We start from the raw sequence: 9,126 nt of genomic DNA, 5'->3' as shown, positions 1-9,126 counted from the left end.
GGCCTGGATCGGTCAGCGGATCGATATGATGGAAAAGCTGATCACGGAGGGACGAGTATGACCCATAGCCAAACACCCCCGACGCGGGCGGAGGGGTGAGATGAAGACGCCGGACGAGTTGATTACCCATTTTCGTAGACGAATGGCCGAATGCGGCCATGAAATTGACCGCCTTGGTAAGCTCCCTGAAAGAGGAAGCGTCAGCCACGCCGACCACGAAAACTGGATTAGAGGGTGGGAAGAGGATCGGCGGGTTTGCCGCGACACGATCTCCTATCTGGAGGTCATCAAGAAACATGGCGCTGCGTCACCAACGCCCGGGGAGGGGTAGCCATGCCCGAAGAATACGGCCCAAACGATCCGATCCCGCTTGCACGGGCCGCGCAATTGTTTTTCCGTGGCGCCCTGACGAAGTCGGCGCTCCGCACCGAGGCGCGCAAGGGCAACCTGGAGATCATCCAGATTGCCAATAAGGACTTCGTTACGCGCAACGGGATCGAAAGGATGATGGAAAAATGCCGCAAAAAAAGCGACCAGCCCGGCTCTGGCTCAGACCAGACACCGGCACATGGTTTATCAAGGATGGACCAAAGCGTATCGCCACGGACTGCAGCGAAAGCGAAATTGCAGCAGCTCAGGGAAAGCTTGCCGCCTACATCGCAGCCCAATACCAGCCGCGGCGCGGAGGTCGTGCGGCTGAAATAAGCATCGGCGATATCGTCATGATCTATGCCGAGGAAAAGGCGCAATCGACCGCACGCCCGCGCGAGACGCTGGCGATGCTAGACCGGCTGACGGAATTCTTCGGGGATATGGCTGTCACCGAGATCAGGGGCAAGACCTGCCGGGACTATGCCGACGATCGCGGCAATGATGGCGGTGCCAGGCGCGATCTGGAGGTCTTGCGGGCCGCCATCAACTACTATCACGGCGAATATACGCTCGACATGGTGCCAAAGATCACCCTGCCGGAGAAGGGAACGCCGCGCCAGCGTTGGCTAACCCGCCAGGAGGTCGCTCGCCTTTTGCGAGCCGCGCGCAAGGAAAAACAGTGCCGGCACCTGGTGCGCCTGATCCTGATCGGGCTCTATACCGGCACGCGCTTGTCTGCGCTGCTGAACCTGCAATGGATCCCCAACACCAATGGCGGGCACGTCGATCTTGATCGTGGCGTCATCTATCGCCGCGCCGATGGCGAGCGGGTGGCGCACAACAAGCGACGCACGCCCGTGAAGATACCGCCGCGCCTGCTGCGCTTCCTGCGCTACTGGAAGGCGGCAGACAGCAGATCCGATTCGCAAGGCAATGTCGTCACGCTGCGCTATGTCGTCACCTATGCCGGGGATAAGGTCGTGAAGCCTCACAAGGCATTCCGCACGATCCGTGCCGCCGCCGGATTTGGCGATGACGTCACCCCGCACGTGCTCCGCCACACCCGAGCCACCTGGCTTGCGCAGGCCGGCATTGATGCCCATGAAGCCGCGGCATCACTCGGTTTGACGGTCGAGGAATTCGAACGAACATACGCACACGCCAGCCCTGATTTCCAGCAGGCGGCAGCAAACGCATTCTGACACGGTCCGCAATCGGTCCGTCTCAACAACAACAGCTTTCGCGATGATTTTTGATGTTCGGGAATAAGCCTTTGATAAATAAAGGCTAATCAGCTGGTCGGAGTGGAGTGATTCGAACACTCGACCCCCACGTCCCGAACGTGGTGCGCTACCAGACTGCGCTACACTCCGTGACCAGCGGCGCCTCTATAGACCAGCGATTTTTGTTGCACAAGCGGTCATTTGAAAAAACATCTGCGGGGATGTCGATTTGATGAAAGTGGGCCGGAGAGCGGGCCTGCAAGATCGGCCAAGGGCCTCGTTCGTGGCGGCGTGGCACCAGGTCAAAAATAATTATCCACAGCCCGCCGGATGGCGTTCTTTTACCGGGCGAATAGGGATAAACGCATGGCGCAAGGTCGCCACTGCCCAGGACGGGGCGTGGCCGGCCGGATCGCGACTGCCGGCCATGGACGCCTTGACAGCCGCGGTGTCATTGTGAGGACGAAACATGCGACCCCGTTCGGCGGGCCTCCCCCGATCGCGCGGGCTCGCCGATGAGAGGCAGGGACGAGACAGAATGAATTTGCGCGCGATCACCGTAGCCGGGCTTTGCCTGGCGCTTGCAGCATGCACGACGACAGGCACGTCGGGAAACGGCGTCGAGGCACGCTGGAATGGCCAGCAGGCCGGCGCCTTCTTTGCGAAATTCGGGCCGCCGACAAGCGACAGCACCGACGGCAATGACACGCTGTATTCCTGGCGCGGCGGATACAAGACCCGGACGATACCGGCCGTCTATGAGACCCTGTCGGATGGCAAGCGCGGCAAGCTGAAGACCCCTGCCCGTCGCGAATATGCAAGCTGCTCGGTGCAGCTCCGGGTGTCCCAGGATTATGTGATCCGCAGCGTCCGGATCGTGTCGGACCGTCCGGGTATCAACGGCGGCAAGACCTATTGCGAGGAATTCCTCGGCGAAAGCTGAGACGCGTCCCGGCGGCAGGCGCCGCTATGACGTGAGATCGTCAAAAGATTGGCTGCGCGGCCCGCAAGGGCCGCGCAGAACCGTTTTCAGCGCAGCAGATCCATGATCACGGTGCCATTGGCATTGGCAACGGCGAGAGCCTCGATGCCGAGGGCCTCGCTGACCTTCAGGGCCTTCAGGCGGCTCGATTCCTCGTTCATGTCGGCATCGACCATGCGACCGACACCGAAGGCGAGAGACGCCTGCAGATCCTTGGCGAATTCATGCTGCATTTGCACGCGCTCAGACAAGGCGCCGATGACCGTGCTGACCACCGTGGCCCGTTCGGCCATGGCATCCACCACCTTGATCATTTCGGCGACTTCAGCCGTCGTCGTGGTCTGGGTCAGGGTGATCTCGTCGTTGATCTGGCTGTTTTCCCCGTTGAAGAGGACCCAGTTCTTCGATGTACCCAGGGATGTCGCGAAGCCGGAACCGGTGAGGATGCCGCCTTCGCTATTGGCGTCGTCAATCAAGAAATTGACGTTGGTCGAGCCGGGAGTACCGGCAACGTTATAGGTCAGATCGGAGACTTCCACCCGGCCATCGCCCGTGCGGGCAAAGGCGCCGACCAGGCGTCGCTGCGCGTCGTCTGCCGCCGATTGACGCCAAAGCCAGTTTTCCCCGGAAAAATTCGAGGAGCGGGCAATGGTCTTCAGCTCGTCCTTCAGCGCGGCAACCTCCGTGTTGACCTTCTTGAGGTCTGCGCCGGGCTCCTTAGCCACGACCAGCCTCTCAACGATCTTGTGGAGCACATCAACGGCATTTTCGATGCCGTTGGAGGCCGTGTCGACAACCGCAGCAGCCATGCCCAAAGCATCCTCCACGGATGCGATCGCTTTGCTATCCGACCGCATGGTAGTGGCAATGGACCAGTATGCCGCATCGTCGGCAGCCTCGGCCACACGATAGCCGGTGATGACACGCATCTGCGCGTCACCCCTGCTATTGATCGTCGACCTCAGAATGTCGAGCGCGGATTTCGCCGCGCCGTTTGTGACTATACTCAACATGGCACGCTCACTCGGGGTAATCGACCTACTCAAAACAATAAGATCGAACTGTTGAACAATACTGGTACTGGTTAACGTTCTTGACGCGGGACTTGAATTCGAACAATGCCTTTATACATGCGTTAGGGTTAATGATTGGCTTATACACCAAAGAAATATAGTTAATATTCAATTGATTAGTTGCCTTTGTTCTTCATAGAAAATTCAGAAGCGTAAACAAATCCCATCGACGACATCCAGGCGGAAGGGTTTTATTAACGCCGTCGAAAATCTCGTCCCGTTTTTCCACAGATCCCCCTCAAGGCGACCCCGTTCTCCGGTTTTTTATGCATTCGGGAAAAGGCCAATCAACGCTCGGCTGCTAGTTTCGGTGTATCAAGGAGATCACCCGATGCGCAGCCAAAGCCCCCCAAGATCAGCCAGGTCCCGTGCCATTCTGGGGACCTTGTGCGGATTACTGGCCGGGGTCGCAGCCGCCGGCGCCATCCTTTACCGGCATGACGGGGAACTGGTGATGCCGCTGACGGTGAGCGCGCGGGACTGCAACATCAAGGGCAATATCAGCCACCGCAGCGGCGAAAGGACCTTCCACCTGCCCGGCCAGCAAAGCTATCCGGGCGCCGTGATCCAGGTGGACCGTGGCGAACGCTGGTTCTGTGCGGAGGGCGAAGCCCTGGCCGCCGGCTGGCGCAGGGCCGACAACTAAGAAACGGCAAGGGTTTGGCGTAGATGGCTGGGGCGCCAGGACCCTCATTTGGGACCCAACCAACTAATTGATCTTGCAAACTATCCAGCTTTTTCATACAGATGCGGTACATTGAAGAGGCCATTTTGAGGTACATTCTTTGCCCCGCAATCGCACTCCGACCTACCTAGAAAAGATGAATAACGGCGGCTGGCGGGTGACCGTTCCAGTCCCAAGAGAGTTGGTGAAGTCCGTTGGCAAGACGCGACTGAAGCGTTCGCTCGACACCCACAGCCAAGCCGAAGCCGAGCGGCGGAAACATGCGGTCATTGCTGAATTTCTCGCCATGATCGAAGCCGCGAGACAAGGACGACTTCCTAAGGCGACGGTAGCCGGCATCTCTGCTTCGGCTGAAATGAGCGACAAGGAACTGACCAGCCTCGCTCTCGATCTGCGCAGTAACCTTCAGGCCCATGAAGAAGACACGCCAGCCTTTGAACTGGAGACGGAAGGCGTTTATCTGATAGCGGACCGGATTAGGGGCCAAGAAGTGGCCACGGATCACGAAACCGACAGCCCGGTCTTCGATCCCGCACGTGAGACGAAGGCTGACCGGTTCCTTCGTATTGCTCTCGGCAAAGAAACGCCAATCCGTGAGCCTTTGGGTCTTTTCCATGAGCAGGTGAACTGGCTTCCACGAACCAAGGCAGACAGCGCCCGTGCGGTGGACCTGCTGGAGACCTGGTGCGCGGAAAATCGTGTTCCGTTCGTCATCGAGGCGATCACACGTAAGAAAGCCGGAGTGTTCATCGGTGATCTCGCGTCCAACGAGGAGAGACCGCTCACCAACCGGACAATCAACAAGTACCTGACGTGTCTGTCCCAGTTCTGGAAATGGCTGGAGAAGCGGGGATATGTCGAACTCGACACCTCGCCTTGGCGCGGTCAATCGCTCCCGAAAGTTCAGCCGAAGGAGGAAGAGAAGGAGCGCCCATTCACAGATGACGAGATGATCAAACTGTTCAGCGGTGAACCGCAGCAACCCTATCTCAAAGACATTATGCTAGTCGGTGCGCTGACGGGGGCCCGTATTGACGCCATTGTCAGCCTCAGGCGGAAGGACATCACCGAAGACGGCTGCATTCGATTCAAAGCCCAGAAGAAGGAAAGAGCCTCGCGCTTGGTCCCGATCCATACTGCGCTGAAGCCGACTATCGCGCGGCTCGTCGAAGGAAAGCAGCCCGACAATGACCTGTTCCCGGAATGCCCGCCGGTCCCTTCCGATAAAGAACGGGAACGATCCATGCCCGCAGTGAAAGCCTTCACCCGCTACCGACGTAAACAAGGCGTCATCGATCCTGTCGAGGGCAACAGACGGGACCGCGTGAACTTCCATTCATTCCGCCGCTGGTTCATCACCAAGGCTCTGCAAGCTGGACAGTCCGAGCTGGTCGTTCAGATCGTAGTCGGTCACAAGCCGCAAAGCGTAGCTGCGAGTGTGTACTTGGGAGGGCTGACGATGGAGCAAATGAAGGACTGTGTGGAGGCGGTGCAACTTCCCACACTCATCGGTCAGTCACGAACATAAGGACATTAAATCGCCCCCATAATTGCTGCGCTAGTGTTTTCGCGTGTTGGCGTGTTAACCCCGATCAAATAAGATGTGCGAATGATGTGGAGGTTTTGGTGAAAAAAGGTGAACGAAGCAGCTATTCGACATTGGATTTCGCTCAGTGGAAATCTAGCGGGAACCTTATTATATCACCGAAGTTCCAGCGGCGAGCGGTGTGGGGAAGGCCCGCCCAATCTTTCTTGGTAGACACCTTACTTCTCAATCTTCCCGTGCCGCCGATCTACATCCGCGTAACGCAGGACAGAAAGAAGGGCATGGTCCGAGAGATAATTGACGGCCAGCAGCGCCTTTCCGCCGTTCTTTCTTATGTTAACGGTGAATTTGCTCTCTCAAAGAATATCGAGAGTACAAGTGCGATCGGTCGCCGGTTTTCCGAGCTTACACAGCAGCAGCAGGATGACATAAACCAGTATTCTTTCATATGCGAGGTATTCTACGGAGTCGAAGATCCAGACATCCTGAAAATTTTTGCTCGTTTAAACATGCATTCCGTAAAGCTCAACCCACAGGAGCTTCGAAATGGTAAGTTTTTCGGTGAATTCAAGCGCACCTGTTACGATCTCTCATTCGAACACCTCGAATTTTGGCGCTCGAGAAAAATCTTTGGCGAACAATCGATTGCCAGAATGCTAGAAGTCGAGCTCACTGGCGAGCTTGTAATCGCGATGATGGCCGGGCTTCAGGACAAGAAGAAGTCTCTCGATACATTCTATAAGCAGTACGATGAGTCGTTCCTCGAACGCGACGAGATGACGCGCCGCTTCCGGCTTGTCATCGACACAATTAATGAGGCGGTCGGAGAATTATTGCGCGACACTGAATTCCGTCGAGTGCCGCTGTTTTACACGCTATTCACTTGCATAGCACACCGGATGTTCGGTGTTCCTGGCGTCGATTTACCGTTTCACCAGACTGCTCGCCTCACACGCATGGAGTTGGATGCTATCCACTCGGCAATCAGGGAGCTGTCTAATGTACTCGAAAACGCCACGGACAATGATGGAGAGGTCGCGCCGGGGATGGGAGCGTTTGTGCTTGCGAGCCAACGTCAGACAGACAATGTCCGGCCTAGGCGGATACGACTTGAAACACTATACAAGCTCGCATTCCTCTAAATGCCGAGATCGCTTCCCAGACTTGACCTAAAGTTTGGTGAAGATATTCGCGCAGCGCAGTCGCTTGTCGCGCGTGTCGAAGTGGCAATGACGTCAGCGCGATTACGTGATCCTCATCGCATACGTTTGAGTGAAGTCGAGCTCGCCTATGAGCTTTCGTACCTGAGGGTATTCACCGCTTGGGAAGTGCTGTTAGAAGAAATCCTGCTCAGGAAGATGTGTGGTTACGCCACGGCTGTCGGCCAAGAGCCGCTACAGCCAGGACGCCGCTATTACGCCTCGATATCTGCGGCTGAAACTGAGCTCTACAATGGCCGGAGCTACCTTTTGTGGCATGATCCGGTGAAGGTTATAGATCGTGCGAACCGATATTTTCTTAACAGCCACTACATGCAAGTAATAGCGTCACTGCAAGCGCGACTGACTTGGTACGGCGCGATCCGACATAGAATAGCACATGCGCAAACGGATGCTGCCCGTAAATTTGATCAGGTCACTATGAGCATGGCCGGACGACGCTATCGAGCATCGAGGCCGGGCAGGTTTTTTAGAGACATACGACCTGCAAGTAATCCGCCTGAAAGGTGGCTTAACATAGTGTGTGATGAGCTCGAAAGTCTTGCAGTCCAGCTCTGTGCTTAGTTTGAAGCACGTGACGGTCCGCCAACAGTTGAGAGGCCGAGACAAACAATGTTCGGAATCCCTCCTTCGGATCCGCATCTTCTGTGAAAGCAGGTTAGCCTCCGGTCTATTGACGCTGATTGAGGACCAAAACACATAATCGTCCTCCGAGAAAGGCATTATGACTACAACTCTTTCAGCACTCTGAAGATGCTCGAGCGGCTAATCCCTAAGGCTTTCGCGATCTCGTCCACCGTCTTTCCTTCGTGTTTCAAACGCTTAACATCATCGGCCTTTCGCTGGGCGGTGGGAGCTCGACCACGATACTTCCCGTCTGCCTTGGCTTTGGCGATGCCTTCTCGCTGACGTTCCAACATCAGCTCGCGTTCGAATTCCGCGATAGACCCGAGCATGTTCAGCATCAGCTTGCCAGTGGGGGTCGAGGTGTCTAGGTTCAGCGCCAAGATCTTCAACTCCACGCCCTTTGATCTCAGCTTGCCCATGATCTCCATCAGGTTGGCCATGGACCGTGCCAGACGGTCGAGCTTGGTCACGACCAGCGTGTCTCCTTCGCGGACATAGTCTAGGACGCGCTCCAGTTCCGGGCGCTTTGTATCCACCGACGATACCTGTTCCTGAAAGATCTTGGTACATCCCGCCGCAGTCAGATCGCGGACTTGGCTTTCCAATCCCGCAATCTGTTCGAGTGTAGAGGTGCGGGCGTAGCCGACGAGTGTCGAAGTCATTAGTCTCTGCTCCATGAGTTTCAATGAAGTCATAGATGTTGTGAGACAATCAGTGTCAAAAGTCAATAGCCACTCATGTGAGACTGATTTTAGCATTGCTGGTGGGGTGCCACAGAAGCTAGGTCTATTGAGACTGCGCACCTTGCCTCATTGAGACGAACGTAGTCTGATCTCTCTGACGTGGATGACATGGAGCGATAGGATGAAGTGGCAGGATCTAACTGACGAGCAGCTATTTGAGACTGGTGGCGAACAACCCGGATCTCAGCGCTCGTATGAACGTGAATTGGAAATACGCCGGAGAAGCTACGTGTTGGAAAAGAGAGTAGCAGAGGCCCAGATCGAGGCAGCCAATTCTCAGCAGCTCGCAGCGAATGCCACCGTGCGAACCGCGAGCTGGACGATGTACTCTGCTCTAGCTGTCGCCGTCTCAGTAGTGGTGGCGGTGGTCGGTCTTCTGATGTGACCGCCACCGGGGGACTTGCCAATCCTGTTATATGATCTCGGGGCCTCAGATTTTTCCGACAAACATTTCGGGTCTCGCTATGCATTTTACACGGTCTAGGGGATGCACACCCTGTCGATGATGAAGATCATGAGGATCATCACCACCATCATGGCACCGTGTGGAAGACCAAGGTTGGATCCATGTTCTCTGGTCTTCATGTTCATCGCCATCATGAGGAAAACCTCAGCCGTCTTCATTGGATGGAAGACCAGATGATCGTCATCTCCG

Annotated in this window: 10 protein-coding genes and 1 tRNA gene; 7 read left to right on the top strand and 4 right to left on the bottom strand. The window is 56.2% G+C overall.

The genetic code is table 11. The features are described from left to right. On the bottom strand, positions 1–298 hold a 298-nt coding region (locus tag B9A97_RS30075), incomplete at its 3' end, for a hypothetical protein (protein ID WP_210189739.1). Between the two features lie 35 nt (positions 299–333). On the opposite strand from B9A97_RS30075, the gene B9A97_RS28815 reads away from it, so the two are divergent. Then, positions 334–705, top strand: coding sequence for a hypothetical protein (locus tag B9A97_RS28815; RefSeq protein ID WP_084369271.1), 372 nt, complete (start codon positions 334–336; stop codon positions 703–705). A gap of 17 nt (positions 706–722) precedes the next feature. Next, positions 723–1,574: a tyrosine-type recombinase/integrase gene (locus B9A97_RS28810; protein WP_244564403.1), complete on the top strand. Its 852-nt coding sequence runs from the start codon at positions 723–725 to the stop codon at positions 1,572–1,574. 94 nt (positions 1,575–1,668) lie between these two features. Here the strand turns inward: B9A97_RS28810 and B9A97_RS28805 are convergent. Next, positions 1,669–1,745, bottom strand: a tRNA-Pro gene (locus tag B9A97_RS28805). 388 nt (positions 1,746–2,133) lie between these two features. On the opposite strand from B9A97_RS28805, the gene B9A97_RS28800 reads away from it, so the two are divergent. Further along, positions 2,134–2,538 carry a hypothetical protein gene (locus B9A97_RS28800; RefSeq protein WP_084369270.1) on the top strand — a complete coding sequence of 135 codons (405 nt, stop codon included), beginning with the start codon at positions 2,134–2,136 and terminating at the stop codon, positions 2,536–2,538. Positions 2,539–2,624: 86 nt separating this feature from the next. On the opposite strand, the gene B9A97_RS28795 is transcribed toward B9A97_RS28800, so the two are convergent. Continuing rightward, positions 2,625–3,590 (bottom strand): flagellin N-terminal helical domain-containing protein, encoded by a 966-nt coding sequence (locus B9A97_RS28795; protein WP_084369269.1) that lies wholly within the window; start codon positions 3,588–3,590, stop codon positions 2,625–2,627. Positions 3,591–4,035: 445 nt separating this feature from the next. Here B9A97_RS28795 and B9A97_RS28790 point away from each other — a divergent pair, with 445 nt between their 5' ends. The 3 genes from B9A97_RS28790 to B9A97_RS28780 all read left to right on the top strand — a co-directional run bounded on the left by B9A97_RS28790 (position 4,036) and on the right by B9A97_RS28780 (position 7,023). Further along, on the top strand, positions 4,036–4,296 hold the full coding sequence (locus B9A97_RS28790; RefSeq protein WP_143530770.1) for a sunset domain-containing protein: 261 nt from the start codon (positions 4,036–4,038) through the stop codon (positions 4,294–4,296). 175 nt (positions 4,297–4,471) lie between these two features. Then, entirely contained in the window at positions 4,472–5,863 is a 1,392-nt protein-coding gene (locus B9A97_RS28785) for a tyrosine-type recombinase/integrase (protein ID WP_084369267.1), read from the top strand. Between the two features lie 98 nt (positions 5,864–5,961). Then, the gene (locus tag B9A97_RS28780) at positions 5,962–7,023 is read left to right on the top strand and encodes a DUF262 domain-containing protein (protein WP_179145432.1); all 1,062 of its coding nucleotides are present in this window, start codon (positions 5,962–5,964) and stop codon (positions 7,021–7,023) included. An 806-nt stretch (positions 7,024–7,829) separates the two neighbouring features. On the opposite strand, the gene B9A97_RS28775 is transcribed toward B9A97_RS28780, so the two are convergent. Beyond that, a complete protein-coding gene (locus B9A97_RS28775; RefSeq protein WP_084369273.1) occupies positions 7,830–8,390 on the bottom strand; it encodes a recombinase family protein in 561 nt (186 codons plus the stop codon). 202 nt (positions 8,391–8,592) lie between these two features. On the opposite strand from B9A97_RS28775, the gene B9A97_RS28770 reads away from it, so the two are divergent. Further along, entirely contained in the window at positions 8,593–8,856 is a 264-nt protein-coding gene (locus tag B9A97_RS28770) for a hypothetical protein (protein ID WP_084369265.1), read from the top strand. Positions 8,857–9,126 lie beyond the last annotated feature (270 nt).

The organism is Rhizobium sp. RU36D (assembly GCF_900176345.1).
In the GTDB taxonomy this organism is placed as follows: domain Bacteria; phylum Pseudomonadota; class Alphaproteobacteria; order Rhizobiales; family Rhizobiaceae; genus Allorhizobium.
Note: the sequence above shows the minus strand (reverse complement) of the source record. Positions and strands in the feature narration are given on the sequence as shown.